This window comes from Halomonas sp. H33-56 (assembly GCF_040147035.1).
In the GTDB taxonomy this organism is placed as follows: Bacteria; Pseudomonadota; Gammaproteobacteria; order Pseudomonadales; family Halomonadaceae; genus Halomonas; species Halomonas litopenaei.
This window is the reverse complement of record NZ_JAMSHP010000001.1, coordinates 3554005-3581000: the sequence shown is the minus strand read 5'-3', so window position 1 is coordinate 3581000 and position 26996 is coordinate 3554005. Positions and strand designations below refer to the sequence as shown.

General features: G+C 65.6%; 21 protein-coding genes. 10 read left to right on the top strand and 11 right to left on the bottom strand.

Translation table 11 applies throughout. The features are described from left to right. The 5 genes from NFH98_RS15265 to NFH98_RS15245 all read left to right on the top strand — a co-directional run bounded on the left by NFH98_RS15265 (position 1) and on the right by NFH98_RS15245 (position 6180). Positions 1-1470: an NAD-dependent succinate-semialdehyde dehydrogenase gene (locus NFH98_RS15265; RefSeq protein ID WP_045992027.1), complete on the top strand. Its 1470-nt coding sequence runs from the start codon at positions 1-3 to the stop codon at positions 1468-1470. Between the two features lie 109 nt (positions 1471-1579). Next, a complete protein-coding gene (locus tag NFH98_RS15260; RefSeq protein ID WP_045992026.1) occupies positions 1580-2989 on the top strand; it encodes an aminotransferase in 1410 nt (469 codons plus the stop codon). Between the two features lie 264 nt (positions 2990-3253). Next, complete coding sequence (eutB, locus tag NFH98_RS15255) at positions 3254-4288, top strand: hydroxyectoine utilization dehydratase EutB (RefSeq protein ID WP_108132474.1); 1035 nt, start codon at positions 3254-3256, stop codon at positions 4286-4288. A gap of 58 nt (positions 4289-4346) precedes the next feature. Beyond that, a complete protein-coding gene (locus tag NFH98_RS15250) occupies positions 4347-5306 on the top strand; it encodes a cyclodeaminase (RefSeq protein WP_287164182.1) in 960 nt (319 codons plus the stop codon). Positions 5307-5367: 61 nt separating this feature from the next. Further along, on the top strand, positions 5368-6180 hold the full coding sequence (locus NFH98_RS15245; RefSeq protein ID WP_108132476.1) for a DUF1206 domain-containing protein: 813 nt from the start codon (positions 5368-5370) through the stop codon (positions 6178-6180). A gap of 16 nt (positions 6181-6196) precedes the next feature. On the opposite strand, the gene NFH98_RS15240 is transcribed toward NFH98_RS15245, so the two are convergent. Beyond that, the gene (locus tag NFH98_RS15240) at positions 6197-7069 is read right to left on the bottom strand and encodes a DMT family transporter (protein WP_108448279.1); all 873 of its coding nucleotides are present in this window, start codon (positions 7067-7069) and stop codon (positions 6197-6199) included. Positions 7070-7743: 674 nt separating this feature from the next. Here NFH98_RS15240 and dctP point away from each other — a divergent pair. The 5 genes from dctP to NFH98_RS15215 all read left to right on the top strand — a co-directional run bounded on the left by dctP (position 7744) and on the right by NFH98_RS15215 (position 14873). Continuing rightward, complete coding sequence (gene dctP / locus NFH98_RS15235; RefSeq protein WP_083970293.1) at positions 7744-8913, top strand: TRAP transporter substrate-binding protein DctP; 1170 nt, start codon at positions 7744-7746, stop codon at positions 8911-8913. 93 nt (positions 8914-9006) lie between these two features. Further along, entirely contained in the window at positions 9007-11202 is a 2196-nt protein-coding gene (locus tag NFH98_RS15230; protein ID WP_108132477.1) for a TRAP transporter large permease subunit, read from the top strand. 292 nt (positions 11203-11494) lie between these two features. Further along, complete coding sequence (locus NFH98_RS15225) at positions 11495-11884, top strand: DUF4168 domain-containing protein (RefSeq protein ID WP_108132478.1); 390 nt, start codon at positions 11495-11497, stop codon at positions 11882-11884. A gap of 362 nt (positions 11885-12246) precedes the next feature. Continuing rightward, positions 12247-14145, top strand: a complete 1899-nt coding sequence (locus NFH98_RS15220; protein ID WP_348826973.1) for a DUF294 nucleotidyltransferase-like domain-containing protein — start codon at positions 12247-12249, stop codon at positions 14143-14145. A gap of 5 nt (positions 14146-14150) precedes the next feature. Then, the gene (locus tag NFH98_RS15215) at positions 14151-14873 is read left to right on the top strand and encodes a 3'-5' exonuclease (protein WP_045992020.1); all 723 of its coding nucleotides are present in this window, start codon (positions 14151-14153) and stop codon (positions 14871-14873) included. Positions 14874-14982: 109 nt separating this feature from the next. Here the strand turns inward: NFH98_RS15215 and NFH98_RS15210 are convergent, their stop codons facing one another. The 10 genes from NFH98_RS15210 to NFH98_RS15165 form a co-directional block, all read right to left on the bottom strand. After that, a complete protein-coding gene (locus NFH98_RS15210) occupies positions 14983-16653 on the bottom strand; it encodes a BCCT family transporter (protein ID WP_108132480.1) in 1671 nt (556 codons plus the stop codon). A gap of 345 nt (positions 16654-16998) precedes the next feature. Further along, complete coding sequence (locus NFH98_RS15205) at positions 16999-17853, bottom strand: glycine betaine ABC transporter substrate-binding protein (RefSeq protein WP_045992018.1); 855 nt, start codon at positions 17851-17853, stop codon at positions 16999-17001. A gap of 106 nt (positions 17854-17959) precedes the next feature. Then, positions 17960-18793, bottom strand: a complete 834-nt coding sequence (locus NFH98_RS15200; RefSeq protein WP_045992040.1) for an ABC transporter permease — start codon at positions 18791-18793, stop codon at positions 17960-17962. Between the two features lie 5 nt (positions 18794-18798). Next, the gene (locus NFH98_RS15195; protein WP_287164171.1) at positions 18799-20001 is read right to left on the bottom strand and encodes a quaternary amine ABC transporter ATP-binding protein; all 1203 of its coding nucleotides are present in this window, start codon (positions 19999-20001) and stop codon (positions 18799-18801) included. 361 nt (positions 20002-20362) lie between these two features. Further along, on the bottom strand, positions 20363-21493 hold the full coding sequence (locus NFH98_RS15190) for a PQQ-dependent sugar dehydrogenase (RefSeq protein ID WP_348826972.1): 1131 nt from the start codon (positions 21491-21493) through the stop codon (positions 20363-20365). Between the two features lie 121 nt (positions 21494-21614). Then, positions 21615-22490 (bottom strand): AEC family transporter, encoded by an 876-nt coding sequence (locus NFH98_RS15185; protein WP_045992015.1) that lies wholly within the window; start codon positions 22488-22490, stop codon positions 21615-21617. Between the two features lie 16 nt (positions 22491-22506). After that, entirely contained in the window at positions 22507-24768 is a 2262-nt protein-coding gene (locus NFH98_RS15180) for an FUSC family protein (protein WP_349622919.1), read from the bottom strand. Continuing rightward, entirely contained in the window at positions 24768-25631 is an 864-nt protein-coding gene (locus tag NFH98_RS15175) for an efflux RND transporter periplasmic adaptor subunit (protein WP_348826970.1), read from the bottom strand. Before NFH98_RS15175 ends, NFH98_RS15180 begins: the two co-directional genes overlap by 1 nt. Continuing rightward, a complete protein-coding gene (locus tag NFH98_RS15170) occupies positions 25632-25850 on the bottom strand; it encodes a DUF1656 domain-containing protein (protein WP_108132484.1) in 219 nt (72 codons plus the stop codon). An 88-nt stretch (positions 25851-25938) separates the two neighbouring features. Next, the gene (locus NFH98_RS15165) at positions 25939-26874 is read right to left on the bottom strand and encodes a LysR family transcriptional regulator (RefSeq protein ID WP_124803206.1); all 936 of its coding nucleotides are present in this window, start codon (positions 26872-26874) and stop codon (positions 25939-25941) included. Positions 26875-26996: the final 122 nt, after the last annotated feature.

The window sequence follows — 26996 nt, the reverse complement described above, 5'->3', positions numbered from 1 at the left end:
ATGAAACTCAGCGATCCGCGCCTGTTCCGTCAGTACGCCTACATCGGCGGCAAGTGGACCCACGGTGACGAAGGCCGCGAGGAAGCGGTGATCAACCCCGCCAATGGCGAGGTGATCGGCCATATCCCGCTGCTCGAGCCCGAGCAGATCCGCGCCAGTGTCGACGTCGCCGACGAGGCCTTTGCCCAGTGGCGGGCGCTGCGCGCCGACGAGCGTTGCGAGCGGCTGCTGGCCTGGTACGACCTGCTGCAGGCCCATCGCGAGGATCTGGCCACCATCATGACGCTGGAGCAGGGCAAGCCGATGCCCGACGCCCGTGGCGAGGTCGAGTACGGCGCCAGCTTCGTGCGCTGGTTCGCCGAGGAAGGCAAGCGTACCTACGGCGAGACCATCCCCAGCCACATCCCCAATGCGGCGCTGGGCACCATCAAGGAGCCGGTGGGCATTGCGCTTCTGATCACGCCGTGGAACTTCCCGCTGGCGATGATCACCCGCAAGGCCGCCGCCGCCATGGCCGCTGGCTGTCCGGTGATCGTCAAGCCGGCCAACGAGACCCCGTTCTCGGCGCTGGCGCTGGCGGAGCTGGCCGAGCGTGCCGGTATTCCGGCGGGCATCTTCAATGTGGTGCTGGGCGACGCCGCCCAGGTGTCCTCGCTTTTGTGTGCCGAGGATCGCGTCAAGGCGGTATCCTTCACCGGCTCGACCCGGGTCGGCCGCCTGCTGCTCGAACAGTCGGCGCCCACGGTCAAGCGTGTGTCCATGGAGCTTGGCGGCAATGCGCCCTTTATCATCGGCCCCGACATGGACCCCAAGGAAGCGGCCCTGGCCGCGGTGGCGGCCAAGTTCCAGACCGCCGGTCAGGACTGCCTGGCGGCCAACCGCATCCTGGTCCACGAGTCGATCCACGACGCCTTTATCGAGCATTTCACCGAGCGCATGGCCGCGCTGACCGTGGGCAACGGCATGGAAAGTGAAGTCGATCTCGGCCCGCTGATTCACCGCCGGGCGGTGGAAAATGCCCGCGCCACGGTGGATGACGCCCTGTCGAAGGGTGCCACCCTGGTGGCCGGGGACCAGTCCCAGGCGCCGGGCGAGAACTTCTTCATGCCGGTGCTGCTGACCGGGGTGACCCAGGACATGCAGGTGTGGCGTCAGGAGTGCTTCGCGCCGGTGGCCGGTGTCACCGCCTATCGCGATGACGACGAGGTGATCGCCCTGGCCAACGACACCGAGTATGGTCTTGCCGCCTACGTCTACACCCACGATATCCGCCGCATCTGGAAGCTGTTGCGGGCGCTGGAGTTCGGCATGGTATCGGTCAACTCGGTGAAGATGACCGGCCCGCCGGTGCCCTTCGGCGGCGTCAAGCAGTCCGGCCTTGGCCGCGAAGGCGGCGCGACCGGCATCGACGAGTATCTGGAAACCAAGTACTACTGCCTCGGCGCCCTGGGCTCCGTCTCCGGCAGCTGATGCCCTGAGCGGCAGTGATCGCCGGCCTGACAGCGGGCCGGCCACCTTTCGATGAACAGATGACGCCGCCCTCCCGGCGAGGGCGGTCCAAGGAAAAAAAGGAAACGAGATGAGCACCCATCAGGACCTGATCGACCGCGACCGCAAGGTAACCTTCCACGCCTCCACCCACCTGCGTGACTTCGCCCATGGCGACGCACCGGGTCGCGTGATCACCGGCGGCAAGGGCATCAACATCGTCGACAAGGACGGTCGCGAGTTCATCGACGGTTTTGCCGGGCTGTACTGCGTCAACATCGGCTACGGCCGTACCGAGGTGGCCGAGGCCATCTACCAGCAGGCGCTGGAGATGTCCTACTACCACACCTACGTGGGTCACTCCAACGAGCCGCAGATCGCCCTGTCCGAGCAGATCCTCAAGCTCGCCGGCCCCGGCATGTCCAAGGTCTACTACGGCCTCGGCGGCAGCGATGCCAACGAGACCCAGCTCAAGCTGGTGCGCTACTACAACAACGTGCTTGGCCGTCCGCAGAAGAAGAAGGTCATCTCGCGTCAGCGCGGCTATCACGGTTCCGGTCTCGCCACCGGCTCGCTGACCGGGCTCAAGGCCTTCCACGACCAGTTCGACCTGCCCATGGCCGGCATCCTGCACACCGAAGCACCGCACTACTACCAGCGCAGCGCCGAGCAGGAAAACATGAGCGAGCGCGAGTTCTCCGCCCACTGTGCGGCCAAGCTCGAAGAGATGATCCTGGCCGAGGGCCCGGACACCGTGGCGGCCTTCATCGGTGAGCCGGTGCTCGGCACCGGTGGTATCGTGCCGCCGCCGGAAGGCTACTGGGAGGCGATCCAGGCGGTACTGAACAAGTACGACATCCTGCTGATCGCCGACGAGGTGGTGTGTGGTTTCGGCCGTATCGGCGCCGACTTCGGCAGCCATGCCTACGGCATCAAGCCCGACCTGATCACCATCGCCAAGGGCCTGACCAGCGCCTACCAGCCGCTGTCCGGAGTGATCGTCGGCGATCGCGTGTGGCAGGTGCTGGAGCAGGGCACCAGCGAGCTTGGCCCGATCGGCCACGGCTGGACCTACTCCGGTCACGCCCTGGGCTGCGCCGCTGCCCTTGCCAACCTGGCGATCATCGAGCGCGAGGACCTGACCGGCAACGCCCGTGATACCGGCGCCTATCTGCAGAGCCGCATGCAGGCCGCCTTCGGCGATCACCCGATCGTCGGCGAGACCCGCGGCGTCGGCATGCTGGCGGCGCTGGAATTCGCCGTGGACCCGGAGACTCGCCGTCCCTTCGATCCCAGCCACAAGGTCGGTGCACGCATCGCCGCCGCTGCGCTGGAGCAGAACCTGATCGCCCGGGCGATGCCCCAGGGGGACATCCTCGGCTTCGCGCCGCCGCTGGTCACCACCCGTGACGAGGTCGACGAGATCGTTGCCCGCGCCGAGCGTGCGGTGAACAAGGTCACCGACGAGCTGGTCAAGGAAGGCGTACTGCAGACGGCCTGATGCCTGGTCCGATGATTGGCCTGATGCCTGGTCCGATGGTTGGTCCAAGCCCAGGCCGGTGTCTGGCCTGACGCCCGCACCTTGGCAGGTGCAAAAGGGGCCGCTTCCTTGAAGGAGGCGGCCCCTGTCGGTTTTCATTCAGGTAGGCGAGCGCGGAACAGATAGGCGAGCGCGGAACAGGTAGGCGAGCGCCGAACCGCCGACAGGGCCTGCCCTCCCGGCATTGGCAACCGGTCTTCACGATATGAGTTCAAGGAGAAGGTCATGAAGGTGGATTCACCCCCTTGCCCGAGTCACGGCGTGACCCTGGACGAGATATTCAAGGCCCGGGGACGCATCGCCGGTCAGGTAACGCGCACGCCACTGGTGCTGTCGCGGGCCCTGTCCGAACGCTTCGACGCCGAGGTCTATCTCAAGCTCGAGACGCTGCAGCCCACCGGCGCCTTCAAGCTGCGCGGTGCCACCAACATGATCGCCGCACTGATCGAGCGCCATGGACGCGAGGCCCTGGCCCAGGGCGTCACCACCGCGTCCACCGGCAATCATGGCCGCGCCGTGGCCTACGCCGCCTCCAGCCTGGGGGTGCCGGCGGTGATCTGCCTGTCGCGGCTGGTGCCGGCCAACAAGGTCGCTGCCATCGAGGCGCTCGGTGCCGAGGTGCGTCGCGTCGGCGCCAGCCAGGACGAGGCCTTCGAGGAGGTGGCAAGGCTGGTGCAGGAAGAGGGCATGACGCTGATTCCCCCCTTCGATGATCCGCTGATCGCGGCGGGGCAGGGCACCATCGGCATCGAGATCCTCGAGGACCTGCCGCGGGTCGATCGGGTCATCGTCGGGCTGTCCGGCGGTGGTCTGCTCGGCGGCATCGGCGCCGCGCTGAAGGGCGTTCGACCCCAGGCCAGAATCAGCGGGGTCAGTCTGTCGGCGGGGGCGGCCATGTGCGAGAGCCTCAAGGCCGGCAAGCCGGTGGCGGTGGAAGAGGTCGAGAGCCTGGGCGACTCGCTGGGCGGCGGCATCGGCCTCGACAACCGCTGCACCCTGGCGCTGGTCGAAGCGGTGATGGACGACCACTGTCAGGTGTCGGAAGGCGCCATCGCCCAGGCCATGGTGGACATGCTCGAAAGCGAGAAATTGCTGGTCGAAGGCGCCGCCGCCGTGGGACTGGCGGCACTGGCCGAGGGCCACCTCGAGGTCAAGGGGGAGCGGGTCGTGCTGGTGCTTTCCGGCAACGGGGTGTCACTGGATACCCTCGATCAGGCGCGCCGCCTGGCGGCGGATTGCGCCAGTCAAGGCCAGCGATAGACCGTCAAGGCCACCAACCGACAGACAAGCCCAGCAACAACCCGATCAGGAGCCAAGGATGCAACTCTACAAGCGTGAGCAGATCAGCCAGGCGGTCGCCATCGACCAGGACGCGCTGGCGGCGGTGGAAGCCGGTTTCGCCGCCCTGGGGCGTGGCGAGGTGGTGCAACCGCCGATCCTGTCCATGGCCATCGAGGAGGCCAACGGAGAGGTCGACGTCAAGACCGCCCATATTCGTGGCAACGAGCGCTTCGCCATCAAGGTCAGCCCCGGCTTCTTCGACAACCCCAAGCTGGGGCTGCCAAGCCTCAACGGGCTGATGATGGTGTTCTCCGCGCGCACCGGGCTCGTCGATGCGGTGCTGTTCGACGAGGGCTACCTGACCATGGTACGTACCGCCCTGGCCGGCGCCATCGCCGCCAAGCACCTGTCGCGGGAGAACAGCCGCCGGGTCGCGGTGCTGGGGGCCGGCGAGCAGGCGGTCAAGCAGGTCGAGGCGCTGCGGCTGGTGCGCGACATCACCGCCATCGACGTCTGGGCGCGAAGGCCCCAGGCCGCCGAGGAATACGCTACCCGCATGCGCGCTGCGGGTCTCGAGGTCACCGTCCACGACAGCGTGCGCGAGGCCTGCCGAGCGGCCGACATCATCGTCACCACGACGCCGTCGCAGACGCCGATCCTCGAGGCGGCGGACCTGCCGGAGGGCGTCCACGTCACCGCCATGGGCTCCGACAGTCCCGACAAGCGTGAACTGGCCGAGAGCGTGCTGACCCGCGCGGACGCCTTCGTCTGCGATACCCGGCCCCAGAGCGAGTCCAACGGCGAGCTCAAGGCCCTTGCCGGTCGCGAGGTGCCCTTCAAGGTCCACGAACTGGGCGCGGTCATTGCCCGCGGCGAGCGTCTGCGGCTGTCGGACGCCACCATCACGGTATGCGACCTGACCGGTACCGGTGTCCAGGACACGGCCATCGCCGGGTTCGCCCTGACGCGTCTGTCGGCTGAGGATTCGGCACGATAGGCTTTGCCGAATCAGGCATTTTTGGGGAGGATGGGGGACCCTAATCCCGACAGGAGCCCCCATGCCCTCGCTGCAGTGCCTGCTGCGCCACCGGCGCCGACTGATCGTCATCATCGCCCGCCTGGGCTATACCGCCAAGGGGCTGGTGTACCTGCTGATCGGCGTGCTGGCGGCACTCGGCGCTGCGGGCCTTGGCGGCGACAACGTCGGCACCAAGGAGGCGCTGGCGCACCTGGCTCGCCAGCCCTTCGGCACCCTGATGCTGGGGGCCCTGGTGCTGGGGCTCTACGCCTACGCCGCCTGGCGGGGCTTGCAGGGGCTGTTCGATGTCGAGCATCGGGGGCGTAGCTGGAAGGCCCTGGGTACCCGCCTGGCGCTGGTCATCAGCGGTGGTATCTACGCAAGTCTCGGCTGGTATGGTGTTGAGCTGCTGGACGATCCCCAGGAGACCACCGGCGGCGCAGAGGAGCGCACCGCCATGCTGATGTCGCACCCCGGCGGCGTCTGGCTGGTGGCGATCCTGGGGGCGATCTTTATCGGCGTGGGGCTGCGTCAGTCGTGGCGCGCCCTGGCGCGCAGCTATCTCAATCGCTGGCGTCAGCAGGACATGAGCCAACGCCAGCGTGATCTGGCCTCGGGCCTCAGCCGCTGGGGGCTGGCCGCCAGGGGGCTGGTGTTCGCGCTGATCGGCAGTTTCCTGCTGGTGGCCGCCTGGCAGGTCGATCCCGCCAAGGCCGAAGGGCTCGGCGGCACCCTGGATACCCTGGCCGCCCAGCCCTTCGGCCCCTGGCTGCTCGCCGCCGTGGCCGGTGGACTGATGAACTACGGTACCTACTGCGTCATCAATGCCCGCTTTCGCAAGGTGAAAGTGTAGCGCCTGCAGCGGCCGTTCAGGACGCCCGGGGCTTCTTGGCCCGCACGGTCAGGGCGACGCCGGCAATGGCCAGCGCCATGCCGATCAGGGATACCGGCGGCAGCCCTTCATCGAACAGCCACCAGGCCTCCACCGCGGTGACCGGCGGCACCAGGTAGAACAGGCTGGCGACGCGGGACGCCTCGCCACGCTTGATCAGCATCATCAGCAGCATGATGGCGGCGATGGACAGCACCAGCACCAGCCAGCCCAGCGTCAGCACAAAGGTCAGCGACCACTCCACCTCGCGGGTTTCCAGCAGCAGGCTGCCGGCGCCAAGCAAGGCCAGCGCCCCGAGGTACTGCACCACGGTGCCGCCGAGCAGCGGCATGCCGCTGCAATAGCGCTTCTGGTACAGCGTCCCCAGCGAAATCCCCACCAGCGCCACCAGGGTGCAGGCCAGCGCCGGCCAGCCAAACCCTTCGAAGGACAGCGCCGACAGGTCCATCTTGCCTCCCAGTACCAGGCTGACCCCGGCCAGCCCCAGGGCCAGTCCCATCCACTGCAGCGCAGACAGCCGCTCGCCCAGCAGGGGGCCCGCCAGCGCAGCGGTCAGCAAGGGTTGCAACCCCACCAGCAGGGACGCCAGTCCCGCCGGCATGCCCAGGCTGATGGCGTAGAACACGCCGCCCAGGTAGCCGCCGTGAACCAGACAGCCGGACACCGCCACATGCCCCCACAGACGGGGACTCGACGGCCAGGCCGAGCGGGTCAGCCAGACGATGGGGACCAGCAGCGCCAGGGTGGCGGCGAAGCGAATGCTCAGGAAGGTGAAGGGCTCGGCGTAGGGCAGGCCGAACTTGGCACCGATGAAGCCGGTGCTCCACAGCACCACGAACACCAGCGGCATGGCCGGCAACAGCCAGGACGGCAGGGCGGGGCGGCTCACGCGCACCTCGCACAAGGTGCGGTAAGCGGGCACCCGACAAAAGGTGCGGCAAGCGGCCACCCGACACACGATGCGGCAAGCGGGGGCTGGGCGGTGATCACTGAGGGTGGCATCGCGGGGACTTCCTTGTGGTTCATGTCATCGGCAGGGCGATCGCCCAATCATGATGCCCTATCCCGCCTCCCTCAAGGAGGGGATTGCCAAGCGTTGTTCTCGTGCTTTGGTCGTAGGTCGTGGAGGGAGAGTGAGATTGGTCTGACCACGCCGATGCTTGTTTTTGCGCAGTTTATAGGCGAAATGGCCGCTGGTCAGACCAATAATGCAGACAGGTTGCGTTGAATGGGGCCGTTGGCCGCCTGGGGCCTTTTCGCTAGCTTTCTTTTCGATGACACCCCGGGAGGGGGACGCCTCGCTTGCATCGAAGCGATGTCCCGTTCATGCCCCGAGGAGGTCCTCGCAAGGACGCGCACGGGCAACGCCCGGCTCAAGAGCGCAGCGACGCAAATCGCTTGCAACAGGCGGGCCTCGCTTGCGGCGAAAGTGCCTCGAGCGCTCATGACGATGCCATGGATCGACAACAACAACACACCGGGTGCGGCAGATCGAGACCGCACCGATCCACCAGGAGTTATGCCATGTCCCGGCTAGACAAGCCCCAGCAAGACCTTGATACGGCCTCGCCAACGGCCTCCCTGTCCGAACGCATCGCGACCCCGGACCGCCGCCGCTTTCTGAAGGCTGCTGCGGTTGGTTCCGCCGCCGCGGTGGCGGCACCCTGGGTCGGCAACGTCCAGGCTCAGCAGGGCATCCGCATCCGCATGCAGTCATCCTGGCAGCCCGGCACCACCGGCTACCGCATCTTCGAGGAGTGGGCCGCCGGCGTCGCCGAGGCCACCAGCGGCGAGGTCACCATCGAGCCGTTCCCGGCCGGAGCCGTGGCCGGTGCCTTCGAGGTAGCCGACGCGGTGCGCAACGGCGTGCTCGATGGCCAGAACTGGTTCACCGTCTACTGGCCGGGCAAGATGCCCGCCGGGGTCTTTCTCACCGCCTATCCCATGGGGCTGTCGGTACCCCACCAGTGGGACATGATGTTCGGTGCCTACGGCGGTTTCGGCATCGCCAAGGACCTCTACCGCAAGCAGGGTCAGGAGCTTCTGGGCTACGTCCACCACGACCTCAACCTGATCCACTCCAAGGTACCGCTGAGAAGCTTCGATGACTTCGAAGGGGTGAAGATCCGCATGCCCGGCGGCATCGTCGCCGAGACCTTCGCCAAGATCGGTGCGCGCACCACGCTGCTGCCGGGCTCCGAGGTCTATCCGGCGCTGGAGAAGGGCACCATCGACGCCGCCGACTACACCGGTGCGGCGGTCAACTTCGAGCTGGGCTTCTGGCAGGTGACCGACTACATCATCATGGGCCCGCCCTCGACTCCCTGTCTGCACCAGGCGGTCGACCTGATGGATATCGCGGTCAATCGCCGGGTCTACGAGCGCATGTCCGATCAGACCAAGGACCTGATGCATGACCTGGTCGCGGCCTACTCCCGCGAGCACTACGCCGCCATCCAGAAGGCCAACGCGGAGGCCTGGCCCAAGTACCGCGAGAAGGGCGTCGAGATCATCCACCTGTCCGAGGACGACGCCGACCGCTTCCGCGACGCCGCGATTCCGCTGTGGTTCGAATGGGCCAACAAGGATCCGGACGCGGCCAAGCTGTTCCGTGCCCACCTCAACACCATGCTCGATCCGTCGGTGGCACTGATCACCGAAGAGGACATCAAGGACTTCGAGCTCAACGCCTAGGCCTGCACGTGTCGACCGGGGCGACCCGGTCGACGTCGATGAATATTCCGTGGTCGCCTGGCGAAACGCCAGGCGACCAGCGGAGGAGCGTCAATGAATCTACAGATTGATTTCGTTCTGCCGCACTGGCTCTACTGGGCGGTGCTGGCAGGACTGCCGCTGATCGTGATGCTGCTGGTGGATCGAAGCTTCCGCCGGGGTGGCGAGGTGAGCGGTGGCGATACCGCCGAGACTCCCGTCGCGACGAGCGAGCAGGCCTACGCAGCGCCTGGCAATGTGGTGACCCGCGGCATCGACCGCATTTCCGGCTTTGCCGGGCGCTACGTGGCCTACTGGTCGCTGATCGCGCCCTTCGTGTTCACCTACGAGGTGGTGCTGCGCTACGCCTTCAACTCGCCGACCAACTGGGCTCACGAGTCGATGACCCTGATGTTCGGCATGCAGTACCTGCTGGCGGGTGCCTTCGCGCTGCGCGAGGGCGGGCATGTGCGCGTCGATATCCTCTACCAGCGGGCGGCGCCGCTCAACAAGGCCGCGCTGGACCTGGTCACCTCGATCTTCTTCTTCATCTTCACCCTGGCGCTGTTGACCACCGGCTGGCGTTTCTTCTCGCAGTCGGTCAGCGACGTCTGGTGGTTCGGTGACAGCTACGCCAACGAGGTGTCCTTCACCGAATGGGCGGTGCAGTACTTCCCGGTCAAGTTCATGCTGTTCTTCGGTGCCTTGCTGCTGCTGTTGCAGGGGATCGCGCAGTTGATCAAGGACCTCCAGGCCTATCGTCACCACCGCGAGCACCACGAAGGATCGACGGTGTTTGCCAGCATTCTGGTGGTGCTGGCGGTGATCCTCGGCGCCTACACCATCCACGAAATCGTCAATATCGCCCTGACCGACTACGAGAGCCTGGCGCTTAGCCTTGAGAACTCGCTGTCCACGGTGGGTATCGGCGCGCTGACCCTGTTGATGTTCGGCACCCTGATGGTGGTGCTGGTAGCGGGGCTACCGCTGGCCTTCGTTACCGGCGGTCTGGGGGTGGTGTTCCTCTACCTGGTGGGCGATCAGCACATGCTGAACCTGATGCCTTCGCGCATCTTCCCGATGATGACCAACTACCAGCTCTCGGCCATTCCGCTGTTCATCTTCATGGCCTCGGTACTGGAGAAGGCCGGCATCATCGAAGAGCTGTTCGATGTGGTCTACAAGTGGATGGGCGGTCTCAAGGCGGGCCTGGCGATCGCCACCATCATCGCCTCGACGCTGCTGGCCGCCATGGTCGGGGTGATCGGCGCGGCGGTGGTGACCATGGGCCTGATCGCGCTGCCGGCCATGCTCAAGCGCAACTACCAGCCGGAGATCGCGCTGGGGTCGATCATGGCCGGGGGCACCCTGGGCATCCTCATCCCGCCGTCCATCCTGGCCATCATCTACGGCGTCATCGCCCAGCAGTCGGTGGGCGAGCTCTACCTGGGCTCGCTGATTCCCGGCCTGTTGCTGGCCGGCATGTACGCCTTCTACTGCTGGCTAAGGGGCACCCTGAACGTCAAGGTGGCGCCGCCGATGCCGGAGGAAGACCGGGTCTCCACCGCCGAGAAGCTGCGCCTGCTGCGCAATATGCTGGCGCCTATCGCCCTGGTGTTGCTGGTGCTCGGCATCATCTTCACCGGGGTGGCGACCCCGGTGGAAGCGGCGGGTATCGGCACCTTCGGTGCGCTGGTGGTGGCGGCGATGCACAAGCGGCTGACCTGGCCCAACCTGCACGCCGCCTGCATGACCACCCTGGTGGCGACCGCCATGGTCATGTGGATCATCTTCGGTGCCAGCATCTTCGTCGGCTTCTACATCCTGCAGGGCGGCCAGACCTTCGTGCAGGAGTTGATCGCCGGGGCAGGGCTTGGCCCCTACGCGGTGCTGGCGCTGATGATGGTGCTGCTGGTGGCGCTGGGGATGTTCCTGGACTGGGTCGGTATCCTGCTCCTGGCGGTGCCGATCTTCGTACCGCTGATCAAGGGGCTGGACTTCACCGGGGTATTTGGCCTGCCCGGGGTGGACCCCGCCGACGTCTCGCTGTGGTTCGGGGTGATCTACCTGGTCAATATGCAGATGTCCTTCCTCAGCCCGCCGTTCGGCTATGCGCTGTTCTACATCAAGGGGGTGTGTCCGCCGCATATCACCATGGGCCAGATCTTCCGCTCGTCCTTTCCCTTCCTTGCGCTGCAAGCGCTGGGCCTGCTGCTGGTGATCATGTTCCCGGCGCTGGTCACCTGGCTGCCCAACCTGGCCTACGGCTAGTCGGGCGGTGTCATGACAACGCCTCCGGCCGGCTCGGCCGGAGGCGTTTTTGCAAGATGTTCAGCAGTGGCAGGCAACACGCCTTTTTCGGTGCTTCGCCGAAGAATTGCCTGGCGTATCATGACGCTTATCCCCATGGCCTGCCGTGGCCTCTGGCGGTTGTCGCCGACCGGCGACGCGGAGGCGAAAATGGCTTGCATTTCGTAACACGATTGTGGGGAACCCTCATGCAACTGCGTCGTCACATTGTGCGAGCGATTGACGAATTCTCAACCACCTCCTGGAGGACTTCATGCAACGATTCACCGCCCTGATCACCGCCGCCCTGCTTTCTGCTGGTCTGATGAGCGCCACCGCCCATGCCCAGGAAGCAAACGCGCAGGCGTCAGGCAACGCTGACGTCGAGGCTGCCGCTCAGGCGCAGAATTTCTCTGATGCCCAGCTCGAGAAGTTCGCCGACGCTTCCAAGGAGATCGCCGCGATTTCCCAGGACTACACCCAGCAGCTGCAGGAAGCCGAAGGCCAGCAGGCCCAGCAGGATGTGCGCACCGAGGCCAACCAGAAGATGGTCGAAGCCGTCCAGCAGAGCGGGCTCGAGGTCGAGACCTTCAACGCTATCGGTCAGGCTATCCAGCAGAACCCGGACATGATGAAGCGCGTACAGGAGATGGCGCAGTCGTGAGCTGACCGCCACTCTCGCCAGTCAAAGAGACTGGCCGCCTAGATCGACGCCCGCCGCCCTCGAGGTCGGCGGGCGTTGTTGTTTGCAGTGCTGAAGATGTTTGCACAGGGCGAGGATTCGAGCGGCCGGTCGGGTGTGAAGTCGTGATCAACGAAGGATGGATCGGTCATCAGGTCGCAGTGTCAGCAATGCCTGGCTCTCCGGGCCACGCTCGATGGCTTCTGCGGCGTTTGGCGAGAGGCCGATCAAGATACTGCTAATGCTTTACAGCCGCTGGCCTCGGCTCCATGCTTCCGATAGTCAGAGGGTGGGGGACCAGGGAGCGTCCTGCTGCCAGCCACGGCGACCGCGCGGAGGACACCATGGAAGCGGAACTGTTGGAAATCAGCCAGCATATGGGGCGCTTTGCGCCCTTTGACGGGCTGTCGGAGGAGTTGCTGGACGAGGTCGCCGGACAGGTGCAGGTCAGCTACTTCAAGGCCGGCTCGACCATTCTCGAGCTTGATGCCGTGCATCAGGAGTTCTGCTACATCCGCAGCGGCGCGGTGGAGGTCACCCGGCGCAACGGAGAGCTCTACAACCTGCTGGGGGAGGGCGACATCTTTGGCCACTTCAGCCTGCTGCGCCACAGTCGCGTGCGCTTCCCGGCCAGGGCGCTGGAAGACAGCCTGATCTACTTCATCCCCGAGGCGATGTTTCACCAGCTGTGCGAAGCCGACGAGCAGTTCGCCGAGTTCGTCGAGGTGGATCGCCCACGGCTCGAGACGGCTGTGGAAAGTCAGCGCAAGAACAACGACATGATGGTGACGCGGATCCGCAAGCTGCTGACCCGCTATCCCGTCATGGTCGAGGCGCGAGCCACGGTGCAGGAGGCGGCGCGCCAGATCAGCGAGTCCCAAGCCTCGGCGGTGCTGGTGCTGGACAAGCCCGAGAACAACCCGCGCTACACCTTCAGGGATAGTGAAGGTGGCTACTGGCAGGTCACCGGGATCCTGACCGACAGCGACTTTCGCACCAAGGTCGTGGCCGAGGGGCTGTCGCCGGATACTCCGGTGGGTGAGGTCGCCGGCCGCCGCCTGATCGCGGTGCAGTCCGACGAGTCGGTGCAGGAGGCGATGCTGTGCATGTTGCGCAACAATATCCACCACCTGCCGGTGATGCACCGTCGTTCGCCGGTGGGCATCGTGCACCTCTCCGACATCATTCGCTACGAGACCCAGAGCAGCCTCTATCTGGTCAGCAATATCTTCCATCAGCCGTCGGTGGAGTGTCTGGCCAAGCTGGCGCCGGACGTCCAGGCCGCCTTTGTGCGCATGGTTCACGACGGTGCCGACTCGCAGATGGTGGGCAAGGCGCTGTCGACCATCGGGCGCAGCTTCACCCGACGGCTTCTGGAGATGGCGGAAGAGGAGCTCGGGCCGCCACCGGTGCCGTACTGCTTCATGGCGCTGGGCTCGATGGCGCGCAACGAGCAGAGCATCGTCACCGACCAGGACAATGCTCTGGTACTGTCCGATGACTTCGATCCAGCGTTGCACGACGAGTACTTCGCGACCATGGCCAAGCGGGTCAGCGATGGCCTGGCCGCCTGTGGTTATACCTACTGCAAGGGGGACGTGATGGCCACCAATCCGAAGTGGCGCCAGCCGCTGTCGGTGTGGAAGGGCTACTTCACCGAATGGATCGAGCGGCCGTCACCGGAAGGGCTGCTGCACAGCTCGATCTTCTTCGATCTGGACACGGTCCACGGTGACAATCCGCTGGTGGAGGAGTTGCAGGACCTGGTCGCCACCAAGGCGTCGAAGCACAAGCGCTTTCTTTCCGCCATGGCGCGTAATGCGCTGAATCGGACGCCGCCGCTGGGCATCTTCCGCACCTTCGTGATGGAGAAGGACGGCAAGCACAACAACTCGATCAATCTGAAGCGTCGCGGCACGGCGCCGATGGTGGACCTGATCCGTATCCATGCCCTGGCCTGCGGTTCCCGCGCCCAGAACAGCTTTGACCGCCTGGACGATATCGATCGCACCCAGTTGCTGGCGCCCGGGGTCAGTGACAAGCTGCGCTACGCGCTCGAGTTTCTGTCCATGTCGCGGATTCGTCACCAGGTCATCGATCTGGAGCACGAGCACGAGCCCGACAACAATATCGAGCCGGAAAACGTCTCCAGCGAGGAGCGACACAATCTCAAGGATGCCTTCCAGGCGCTCAGCAACGCCCAGAAGTTCCTCAAGTTCCGTTATCCCCTTACCAGCAGGTAGCCGCCATGCCGTTGCTTCGCCCCAAGACTCGCTCGGCGCCGGATTGGCACGACTACCTGGTCGCCCGACGTCAGAAGAGCCGCCAGCAGGCGCTGGTGGACTTCTTCGCCGGGGCCGACCTGTCGCCGATCCTGCCGATTCAGGAGGCGCCGCTGATGGCACTGGACCTGGAGACCACCGGGCTCGATCCCAGGCGTGACGAGATCGTCTCGATTGGCCTGGTGCCCTTTTCGCTGTCGCGTATTCGGCTCGCCGAGCGGCGCTACTGGGTGGTGCGTCCCCATCGCACCCTGAACGCCGAGTCGGTGACCTTTCATCACATCACCCACGCCGATATCCAGGGGGCTCCGCGGATCGAGGAGGTGCTCGCCGATGTCTTCCGCGCCATGGCCGGCCACCTGCTGGTGGTGCACTTTCGCCATATCGAGAGGTCCTTTCTGGACGCCGCGGTACGAGCGGCCTGGAAGGAGTCACTGAGCTTCCCGGTGATCGACACCATGTCGCTGGAGGCGCGCATCCACCGTCAGTCGACCATGGCGCGCTTTCGTCGCTGGATGGGCCGACCACCCAGGTCGATCCGCCTGCACGACAGTCGGCTGCGCTACGGGCTACCGCATTATCATGGCCACCACGCCCTGACCGACGCCATCGCCACGGCGGAGTTGCTGCAGGCGCAAGTAGCCGGCAACTACGGCCCGGAGACGCCCATCGGCATGTTGTGGAGCTGAATAAGGGAGTTGAGCTGCCCGTCGAGGCGTCAGCCATCTCTCCAAAAGAAAAGCGGCAGCCCGAGGGCTGCCGCTTTTTTCATGCACTTGCTGTCTGCGTAAGGCTGGCCTAGACCGCCTTGGGCTCGCTCATCAGGCCCTTGATGATGGCGTAGCAGGCCACCAGCAGCACCAGGGTGAACGGCAGCCCGGTCGAGACCGCCGCCGCCTGCAGGGCGGTAAGACCGCCGCCCAGCAGCAGGGCGATGGCGATGGCGCCTTCGATGATGGCCCAGAACACGCGCTGCGGCTTGGGTGCGTCGACCTTGCCGCCGGCGGTGATCGAGTCGATGACCAGCGAACCGGAGTCCGAAGAGGTCACGAAGAACACGATGACCAGCACGATGCCGATGAAGGAAGTGATCGAGGCCAGCGGCAGCTCGCCGAGCATGGCGAACAGCTTGAGCTCGAGTGCGGCGTCCTGGACGCCCTGGAAGCCGTCGGTGATGTACTGCTCGATGGCGGTACCGCCGAAGGAGGTCATCCACAGCACCGATACCAGGGTCGGGACCAGCAGCACGGCGGTGAGGAACTCACGCACGGTGCGGCCACGGCTGACCCGGGCGATGAACATGCCGACGAACGGAGACCAGGAGATCCACCAGGCCCAGTAGAAGGCGGTCCAGCCCTGGACGAAGTTGGCGTCCTCGCGACCGAAGGGGTTGGACAGCGCCGGCAGCTCGGCCAGGTAGTGACCCAGGTTGGTGAAGAAGCCGGTGGCGATGGCCAGAGTCGGGCCCACCAGGATCACGAACGCCAGCAGCAGGAAGGCCAGCACCATGTTCACCTGGGACAGGCGCTGCACACCCTTCTCGACGCCAAGCATGATGGAACACAGGGCGACAGCGGTAATGCCGGCGATCAGCAGCACCATGGTGGTGTCGGTATTCGGCGTACCGAACAGCTCGTTCAGGCCGGCGGCAGCCTGAGAGGCACCAAGCCCCAGCGAGGTGGCCAGACCGAACAGGGTGGCAAAGACCGCCAGGATGTCGATCAGGTGGCCCGGCCAGCCCCATACGCGCTCGCCCAGGATCGGGTAGAACACCGAGCGCATGGTCAGCGGCAGACCCTTGTTGAAGGCGAAGATGGCCAGTGACAGGCCGACGATGGCGTAGGCCGCCCAGGGGTGCAGACCCCAGTGGAAGATGGTTGCCGCCATGCCGAGATCGACCGCGGCCTGTTCGTCACCGGCGGCGGCGCCCAGCGGAGCCCAGTCGGTACGTATGCCGTTTTCGCCGACCGAAGTGCCCCCGAGCGCGGTGGAGAAGTGGGTCATCGGCTCGGACACGCCATAGAACATCAGACCGATGCCCATGCCGGCGGCGAACAGCATGGCGAACCAGCCCATGTAGCTGTAGTCGGGCGTGGCCTCGGCACCACCGATGCGGACCTTGCCCAGCGGGGTGAAGATCAGTACCAGTGCCAGCAGCACGAATACGTTGCCGCCGAGCAGAAAGACCCAGGACAGGTTGCTGGTCAGCCAGCCACGGATGCCATTGAAGAACGGCTCGGCGCCGCCCTGAAAGGCCAGGGTCAGGATCACGAAGACCAGGATCAGCAGCGACGAGACGGTGAACACCTTGCCGTGCAGGTCCACGTCCACGCCGAAGGACTTGGTGACGATATTGTCCTGACCGATAACGTAGTCCGTATCGATCAGGTTGGCTGGCCCCTCCGGGGCCGGTACTCCTTCACTACCGGTATCGGCAGATGAAGGCTTGTGGTTGGGGTCTTTTTCCACGTGCGATCTCCCTTGCGTTTAAAAATGGTAACTGTGGCGTCACGCCATCGACTCGGAGCGGGGTCGCGGCTGGCTCGCCTGTCATCGATACCGTATGGTCCAGCCTGCCTGAAGTGTGGCCTGCCTGAGCCAGCTTGCCAGTTGTGCCGTCAACGGCATCTGTTCGAAGGCCGCCCGGGCACGCCTGGGTCAGCTTGCCACGATCGTCCGAGACCCAAGGTTCTGCCGGCGACCGCTTGCACCGCGTGGGCGACGCAGGTGCTGGCCGCAACGACAGCAGGGGCGCCCCGGGGCACCCCTGACCATTGCCACAGCATCATGACGGTGGCGTGGCATCTATCGGACTCAGGCCTCGCCGAGCCACTCCTTGACCACGTCCTGGTTATCCTCGACCCACTTCTGGGCGTTTTCGTAGGGATCGGTGTCGTCTTCCTGATTCATCAGCATGACTTCACCCATCATTTCCGTGGTCCACTCGAAGTTCTCGAGGATGGCGTAGGCCTCCGGCATGTCCTCTTCGAGGCCCTGACGGACGATGGTGTGGATCTGTTCGGCACCACCGTAGACGCCCTGGGGGTCCTCGAGGTACTTGAGGTCCCAGCGGGCGAACATCCAGTGCGGGGTCCAGGTGGTGACCACGATCGGCTCGCCACGGTCGATGGCGCTGCCCAGTGCGGCGGTCATGGTGGCGCCGCTGCCGGTGCGCAGGTCCAGGTCGAGCTCGTAGGCGTCGACCACTTCCTCGGTCAGACGCATCAGGCCGGCGCCGGGATCGATACCGATGATCTCGCCATTGAACTGGTCGGCGTGTTCATTGAGCTCATCAATCGAGTTGACCTCGGAATCTGCCGGAACCGCAAGGCCCAGCTTGGTGCCGTCGAGGTTGACGCCGGCATCGACCAGCTGGTCCTGGAGGCGCGCGTAGTAGTCCTCGTGGGTGGTCGGCAGCCAGCCGGCGAGCAGAGCGTCGGCGTCGCCGCTGGCGACGGACTGCCACATGGCCGCGGCAGACAGTGCGGAGGTCTCGACCTCGTAGCCGGCCTGTTCGAGCACAGCACGAACCACGTTGGTGGACGCCACGGTGGACGACCACTCGACGTAGGCCAGGTGCACGGAACCCTTGTCCTGGGCGTGAACACTGGTGGCGGCGGCGCTGATGGCCAGGGCCAGACCGAGAGAACGAGTTGCCTTGGGTGACATGGTGCGACTCTCCTTGCGATAAGAGGTATTAGCGTGAAGCAGGCGACAGTGTCTTGCAAATGCCGCCCCGCAGGCTCCCCCGGCCGAGGGAGCCCGCGTCGAGCGTTTACTGCTTGCGCTCCTTGCGCAGGGACTGGGTCAGGCGATCCAGCAGCATCGCCAGGATGACCACCGCGATGCCGGCCTCGAAGCCATCGCCCGGACGCAGTCGCTGGATGGCTCGCCAGACCTCGCTGCCCAGGCCATCGGCGCCGATCATAGCGGCGATCACCACCATCGACAGGGCCAGCATGATGGTCTGGTTGATGCCGGCCATTACCGTGGGCAGCGACAGCGGCAGCTGCACCTTGACTAGCTTCTGGCCGCGGGTGGCGCCGTAGGCGTCGGCGGCCTCGATCAGCTCCACCGGTACCTGACGGATGCCCAGGGTGGTGAAGCGAATGGCCGGCGGCATGGAGAAGATCACGGTGGCAAAGATCGCCGACACCGAGCCGATACCGAAGAACGGGATCGCCGGGATCAGGTAGACGAAGGCCGGCATGGTCTGCATGAAGTCCAGCACCGGCATGATCAGGCGGTAGAGTCGATCGGACAGCGCCGCGGCGATACCCACCGGCAAGGCGATGACCACCGCCACCAGGGTGGCGATGACGACCAGGGTCAGGGTCTCGATCATCGGGTCCCACAGATCGAGGTTCCAGATCAGGCCAAGGCCCAAGACCGCGCCGATGGCGAGCCTGGGGCTTGCCATCTTCCAGCACAGGCCGGCGATGATCAGCAGCAGGGCCCAGTCGGGCAGCCACATCAGGGCGTCATTGAGGCCGTCGATACCGGTCTGGGTAATCCGCGAGATGCCGCGGGTGACGGCAGAGTATTCGGTGGTCAGCCAGCTCAGGCCGGTTTCGATCCAGTCACCGAGGGGAATGCGAGGAATCTCGATCGCCATTAGTGGTCTCCTGCCTGTGCCAGTTCATCCAGTACCGCGCCCTTGACCACCACGCCCAGCAGGCGTCGCTCGTCGTCGATGACGGCGATGGGGAAGCTCTTTTCGTTGAACAGCGCGAACAGATTGTGCAGCGGCTCGTCGGGTCCCACGGTGCGGAAGTCCTGGGTCATCACGCTATCCAGTCGATCCTGTCCGCTCTGGATGGCGCTGTTGGCGGCGTCGGCCTCGACCAGTCCCTTGAGCTTGCGATCGCGGCTGGTGACGTAGATCGAGTCCATGGCGTTTTCTTTCATCTTGCGCAGTGCGGTACGCGGGCCGTCGTCCTCGCGGGCGGTGGCACGCACCGGGCGCATGGCGCTCTCGGCGGTCAGCACCCGGGACATGTCGACGCCTTCGATGAAGCGCTCGACGTAGTCGTCGGCCGGCTTGGTCAGGATCTCCTCCGGCGTGCCGATCTGCACCACCTCACCGTCCTTGAGCAGGACGATGCGGTCACCGATGTTCAGCGCTTCGTCTAGGTCGTGGGTGATGAACACCGTGGTCTTCTTCATGCGGTGCTGGAGTTCCAGCAACTCCTGCTGCATATCCTTGCGGATCAGCGGGTCGAGCGCCGAGAAGGCCTCGTCCATCAGCAACACGGTCGAGTCATTGGCCAGCGCCCGGGCCAGGCCAACACGCTGCTGCATGCCGCCGGACAGCTGATTGGGGTAGGCGTCTTCCCAGCCATTCAGCCCGACCTGTGTCAGGGCGTCACGGGCGGTCTTGGTGCGGGTGTCGGCATCGATGCCGCGAATCTCCAGCCCGAACTCCGCGTTCTGCTGCACGGTCCGATGGGGGAACAGGGCAAAGTTCTGGAAGACCATCGAGAAGTGGCGACGACGGCACTCCAGCAGTGCCTTGTCGGAGAGCTGCGGAATGTCTTCGCCGTCGATGATGATCTCGCCTTCGGTGGGCTCGATCAGCCGGTTGAGGCAGCGGATCAGGGTCGACTTGCCCGAGCCTGAGAGGCCCATGATCACTAGCAGTTCGCCTTCATGGACGTCGAAGTCGATGTTCGACAGGCCCAGGGTCTGGCCGGTCTTGTCCAGGATTTCAGGACGCTTGAGCCCTTCATCGCGTAGCTTGAGTGCCTTCTTCGGCTGGTCGCCGAAGACCTTGCTCAGCCCGCGAACCTTGATCTTGACGGATCGGTTCTCGCTCATGGGTAGGGGTGCCTTGTTGGGTTGCGTAAACACGTCCAGCCGGTCGAACGATGAAGGTCGACGTCACGTGCATCCTGGCGTCGGCGTTCATCGTCCAGCGCTGGCGCGGCTGCGTCAGGGGCGGCACTCCTTGCCGCATCCCCACGGCTGAACAGCATGCCAGCTTTCACCGTTGAGGCGCAGAAAGGTGCAATACCCTAAAGGTCTTTGAAAGATCATTCAAATTCAGCATGGGCGCACGTTCACTGAATCGAGAAAGCCCCGGTGGGTGCGGTATTGGGTAGAAGTGGGGGAGAAGCCCATGCCGGAACGGCATGGGCAAGGGGAGCTATTTCCATGTCACGCTCCGTATCGGCGCCGCTCAGCGTACCCGCGTCAGCCTGATCAGACGGCCGGGATCGCTGTCGGTCAGCAGGTAGATGGCGCCGTCGGGGCCGAGCCGCACGTCGCGGATGCGGCCGACCTCGCCATCCAGCACCACCTCGCGCTCGATGATGCTGTCGCCCTCGAGGCGCAGGCGCAGCAGTCGCTCGCCGCGAAGCCCGCCCGCCAGCAGATCGCCCTGCCAGGCAGGGAATTCTTCACCGCTGACCACGGCGAGCCCGGACGGCGCAAAGCGTCCTTCGAACACATGCACCGGATCGCGCATGCCCGGGGCACTGTCGACGCCCAGCGGCAGGTTGGTGGCGTAGTCGCGTCCGAGGGTCACCTCGGGCCAGCCGTAGTTCTCGCCGGGCAGAATACGATTGAGTTCGTCGCCGGTGCGCGGGCCATGCTCGGTCGACCACAGGGTGCCGTCGGCAGCCTGGGCAAGGCCTTGAGGGTTGCGGTGGCCGATCGAGTAGACCTCTGGGGCCGCGTCATCGTCGAAGCCCGGATTGTCCGGCGCGGGATCGCCGTCTGCGGTCAGCCTGAGCAGGCTGCCGGCGTGGTCTGCCGGGTCCTGGGCGCGGCTCTTGCTGACGCCGCGATCGCCGATGGTCAGCCACAGCAGGCCCTGGTCGTCGAACAGCAGGCGGCCACCGTAATGGCGGCCTGGCGTGGAAAAGCGATTCTGCACAAAAATTGGCGTTATCGCGCCCAGGGCGTCGTCCTCGAACCTGACCCGTGATACCGCCGTGGCGTCGTCCGAGTCGCCGTCCTTGCCGGGCTGCGCCCAGCTGAAGTAGAGCCAGTCGTGGGTGCCATCGCCGAATTGCGGATGCAGCGCCAGGTCAAAGAGCCCACCCTGGCCGCGGTGTGAGACCTCCGGCAGGCCGTCGAGTCTCTGGACATCACCGTCATCCACCAGCGCCAGGGTCCCGGGCTGCTCGGCGACCAGCATGCGCCCATCGGGCAGAAAGGCCAGCGACCAGGGGGTGTCCAGCTCATCGGTGATCAGCTCGAGCGCGACCGGGTGATGAAGCCCCGGCACCTGCTCGGGCAACGACGCCGCCTGGGCGCCTGCAGGCAATGACAATGTCAGCAGGGCGAGGGTGAGGCTTCGCAACATGGAGACTCCGCACGGCAAGTATGGGTTTCCGGTGGCGGACCGCTTCCCAGTCCCGGGCACGCCGAGCGGCGATGGCGTGCCAGGTCGACGGAGACGCTTTTCCTGCCAAGGTCAACAAGCGTTACAGCAGCAGCGCCAGCAGCACCGGTAGATAGATCAAGGATAGCAGTGTGGAACAGAACACCAGGCTCGCCACATAGGCGGGCTCGCGCTGGGACTTCTGGGCAAACAGATAGTTGAACACCGCCACCGGCATGCTCATCTGCAGCACCAGGATCGCCAGTGCCATGGGGGGCAGGTCAAGCCAGATGCCTATGCCCCAGGCCACGCCCGCCGCCAGGGGGATGCGCAAGAGGCTGAACCAGACGCCCGAGCGCAGGCTTCTGACCTGGATGCTGGCCAGCGACACCCCCAGGGTGATCAGCATCAGCGGCACGGTGAAGCCTGAAATCAGATCGACGCTGTTCTGCAGCCACAGCGGCAGTTCGGTGTCGGTGAACAACAGCGCGATGGAGATCAGGATGGCGTAGACCGTGGGCGTCTTGACCAGCGACTTCAGCGGATTGCCGCGACTGGCCAGCATGGTGCCCAGGGTGAACTGGAACAGCGACACCGTCACCATCACCGTGATGCCGAAGGCGAAACCTGCCTCGCCGAAGGCGTAGAGGATCACCGGTAGCCCCATGTTGCCGGTGTTGGGGTACATGGTGGGAGCCAGCAGTACCCGCCAGTCCTTGCGCAGCACCAGCGCCAGCACGAAGGCCAGCGCGGCCATGGCGCACAGCACCAGGGCGGCTGCCAGCATGGTGCGACCGAAGCTCGAGGCGTCGATCTCGGCGCCCGCCAGCGAGGCGATCACCAACGCAGGCGTACCGATGTTGAACACCAGTTTGGTGACGAAGGCCACTGGATAGTCGAAACCGCGGCGGATCCAGAAGAATCCGAGACCGGCGCCGGTGATCACCGGCGCCATCACGGCGAAGAGTTGGGCAAACATGCGAGGATCTATCTCCTTATCGGTCGACACCCGGGGCCTTGGCACCCTGTCGGTCTGGAGTACGCTGCCGGCCAGTGACGCCGACAGCAGGCGCGGCTTGCCGGGCCTGTCGAGAGCGAGCGGCCTGGTGCTCCAGCGACATCGTCAAGCGCTCTATCAGACCCGCCATCAGCCGGTACTCGGCGCCGTCATCCGCCTGTCGTTCAAGCGTCTGCAGCAGCCGGTTGCCGTATTCACGAGCTCTATCTGGTGCGTGGCCTCTGGCGCTGGCGCCGTAGTCGTCGGCGAGGGCGGCGGCGAGCTCGTCAAGGGCGAGGTCGAGCGCGTCACTGCGCCCGCCCAGCCGTCGCCGCAGATTGAGGCTGGCGTAGCCAAGGTCCAGCCCCACCAGGCCCAGCGAAAATAGATAGCGGCGTTCTTCCGGGAGGCTGTCGTCGTGCTGGGCGAGCCTGAGTAGGCGGTCCGCCATGGTACCACCGAAGCGTGACTCGGCTTCATGCAGGCTGCGCCGGTGAAGCCCGTGGAGGTCGTTCACCGTGGCGCTGACCAGCCGGTGCTTGCGAATGGTGGTGGGGAGGCCTGGCGCCAGGCGAAAGGCCATCACCACGGTGGAGAGCCCGAGCAGCAGGGCGATAGCGCGGCCGAGGAAGCCGTCGACGGAAAAGTCCATGCCATTGCCGGGCATGGTCAGCAGGATGTTGCCGATGGTGAAGGCCAGGCAATAGCCCATCAAGCGGGGGTTGGCGGCGCCCAGCAGACCAAGGAACAAGGGCGGCATGAACACCAGCGCGAGGGTGACGAAGTCATTGGCCTGGGCCAGCAGTACATGGCCGAACAGCAAGGCGCTGGGCACCGCCGCCAGCATGCCCTTGAGGAAGGTGGTGGCGACCGCTGCCGGATTGTCGCGGGTCGCGAAGAAGGCCGAGAACAGGGTGCCGACCAGCATCGCGATCTGACCATTGTCCCAGGCGGTGTAGCGCCAGACGATGGCCAGCAGGGTGAACACCAGTCCGGCTCGCAGTCCGTTGAGGGCGGCTTCCAGATGATCCCGGTGAAAGGCCAGCGCCGGCGCCTTGAGGCGGCGTTTGCCGGGGGTGTGGATCGCCTCCCGCGCATCGAGGATGATCAGGGCGTGGCCGAGGGCCTCGCGCAGGCCGAGATGGATGCGCCGTTGCAGCAGCGCCTCTGGTGACTCGGTAGTGCGTGTCGTAGCGGGGTCGCTGGTGATGGGCCCACTGGCGCTGCGCCCGCACCGGGCTGTGGTTTGGCCTGCGGCCTGGTCTGGGGCCTGGTCCGAGGCCAGGTCTGGGGCCTGGTCTAAGTCCGGGGCTATGTCCTCGTCCAAGTCTGCGGCCATGCACTGAAGGGCCCGATGCCTGAGCGCCTGCAGCCGCTGGCGGGCCTGGGCCACACCGCTGCCCTCGGCGCTTTGGCGCAGGTCACTGGCCATGTCCTCGATCAGGCGTCGGGTGGACGATGGCAGCTCGCCGCCGTGGGAGCGCAGCAGTTGCTGGAGCGCGTGGAGGATCGCCAGCAGGCGGGCGGTGCGCACCGTCAGCACATGGCTGGCGCGTAGCCGGCCGATGCCTTCCGGGCCTTCGTAGCGTGCCGCCTGACTATCGGTTTCCAGCTGGGTCAGGGGTTGCAGACTGGCGGTCAGGGTGGCTTGCAGGGCAGCGATATCGGGGCTGTTGTCCAGGCGCAGGGCGCCGTGCAGGAAGGCCTGATTGACCACCTGATCGGCCAGGCCGGCGAGATGATCACGGACCTGAATCGGCCACAGCAAGGCGCTGACCAGGGTGGCGCAGATGGCCCCCAGCGCCAGCTCCGACAGGCGCGCCACGGCCACCGCGAACAGACCCGTGGGGGCGCTGGCGGTGATGACCACGATCAGCATGGCGGTGACGGCCGCCATGATGCAGCCGAAGGAAGCGTTGTTGCGGGTCACCGAGGCGGCGTAGGCGCACAGGATGATCCAGGCGGTCAGACAGACCAGTGCCGGTGGCGGCGACTGCACGAACAGCGACATGATGGCGATGCCGGCGAGGCAGCCGACGACGGTGCCGGTGATCTGGCTGATGCCTTTCTCCAGCACCATGCCGCTCATCGGGCGAATCTGCAGAAAGGCGGCGGAAATCAGCGCCCAGTAGGGACGATCGAGGTCGCACCAGAGAGCAATGTACAGCGCCAGACCCATGGCCAGGGTGGCCTTGATGGCGAACTTGACCGCACTGGCCGGCGGCGTCAGGTAGGCCTGCCACCATACCGAAAAAGGCATCAGCGAGACTCGGGCCGGACCCGCACCGTGGCGGTCATGCCGGCGCTCAGGTCGAGGTTCGTCGGCACCTCGTCGAGGGCGATGCGTACCGGAATGCGCTGGGCCAGGCGCACCCAGCTGAAGGTGGGCTCGACCTGGGGCAGCAGCTGGTCGTTGGGGGTGGCGTTGTCATTGGCGATGGCTCGTCCGATGCTGTCGACGTGGCCATCCAGCTCGAGGTTGCCGCTCATCAGAATGACCTTGGCTGGATCGCCCACGGCCAGGGCAGGACGCTTGGTCTCCTCGAAGTAGGCGGTGACGTAGTAGGAATCCTCCACCACCAGCGCCATGACCGAGGTGCCCCGATTGACGTAGTTGCCCTGAGTGAGCTTGAGGTTGATCAGGTGCCCCGGGGCCGGGGCGGTGACCTCGGTGCGCTCCAGGTCCAGGCGGGCGCTGGTCAGGTCACTGCGGGCCTGGTCGAGGGAGGCGGCGGCGACATCGCGGTCACGATTGGCGCTTTCGCGATTCTCGGCGCTGATCGCCTGGCGGCTGAGCTGCTCTCGCCGCGACGCCTCGTGTTCCTTCAGTGCAAGCTCGGCCTCACGCTGGGCGACGATGGCAGAGGCCTTGGCCAGGGCGGCCTGGTAGCGAGCATCGTCGATACGAAACAGCACCTGGCCTTTTTCAACGTGGTCGTTGTCGTCGACCGCAAGGGCGATCACCCGGCCCGAGACGTCGGGTGCCACGGTGATGATGTCGGCGCCGACTCGGGCGTCACGGGTCCAGGGGCTGTACAGATAGTAGCGCCATAGCCACAGTCCGGCAGCCACGGCGGCGGCGACCACCGCCAGGGTGATCAGCACGCGCAGGGTCTTGCGCATTCAGGCGCCTCCGCTGGCAAGCGCACCCCACCAGGCGACCCCGGCGGTGCACAGAACGAAAAGAGAGGTGTCCAGCCACGCCTCGTACCACAGCCGAGAGGTGCCACACAGGCGGTGCAGGGCGAAGCGCAGTACTGCGGCGAGCAGCAGTCCGATCAGGGCGTAGACCAGCAGTGGGCTGAAATAGATACCGCCAAGCGCGACTTCCTTGAGCGCCATGCTGGGCCTCCCCGGGATTCAACCGTGCGGTTGTGAATCGTGTAACCGAGACCAAGCGTAGCAAACATGCAAGCAAGGCGGGAGGGGCTCACCCCGCCTGACGGCGGGGCAGGGCTGTGGTCTCCAGGGCTCGCCAGGCGTCCGGCACGGCGTCGCGCAGATGGTCGAGCAGGGCGCTGACCTTGCGCGGCTGATGGCCGAAACCGTAAAGCAGGGTCACCGGCAGCGGTGCCAGCGACCAGTCTTCCAGGCAGCGCACCAGTTCGCCGGGGTGATGGCGTTCGCGGGCTTCGGTGGTCCACACCGGCAGGATGCCGAGCCCGCGTCCCCGGGCGATGGCGTCGATATGCAGCATCGACTGGTCGACGCGAAAGCGTGACGCCGGTGGCTGGAAGTGCACCGTGCCGCCGTGACGGTGGGACAGGGTGATGCCGCCCTGACTGTCGCCCATCAGGTCGATCCAGGCGTGATGGCCAAGGGCGTCGGGAGCCTCCGGGGTACCGTGCTTCGCCAGATAGTCCGGATGAGCGTAGATGCCGCGCTCCAGCGCGCCGAGGCGCTCCTGGCGCAGGTTGCCCTCGTCGGTCTCGCCAAGCCATACGCAGATGCCCTGGAAGTCGGGATCCCGTGGCGCCGTTTCGCCGGTACTCAGCGTCAGGCGTATCGCCGGATGACGTTCCAGAAAGGTCTCCATCACGCCGCCCAGCCAGCTTCGCGTCAGGGTGCGATGGGCTTCGACATGAAGCTCGCCGCTGACGTCCTCGCGCAGGCTGTCCAGGGTGCGCTGACCCTGTTCGGCGAGTTCCAGGATTTCCCGACTGATCACGTAGTAGCGCTGTCCGGCCTCGGTGGGCAGGAGCTGGTTGGCCTGACGCTTGAGCAGCGGCTGGCCCAGCCGCGACTCGAGCTGGCTGATTCGCCGGCTCAAGGTCGACTTCGCCAGACCCAGCTGGATGGCGCTCTGGGTCAGGCTTCCGGTCTCCATGACGCGGTTGAAGGCAAGCAGTTCGTCGAGATCTGGCATGGCATCACGCAAGCGGGAAGAGGGGCAACACGAACCGCCAGTATGCCACGGGATCGTGCGGATGAAAATCATTCTCCCTTGTGCTGACGGCCTCTACCGCATGCCAGCCGTGCACGTCCTGC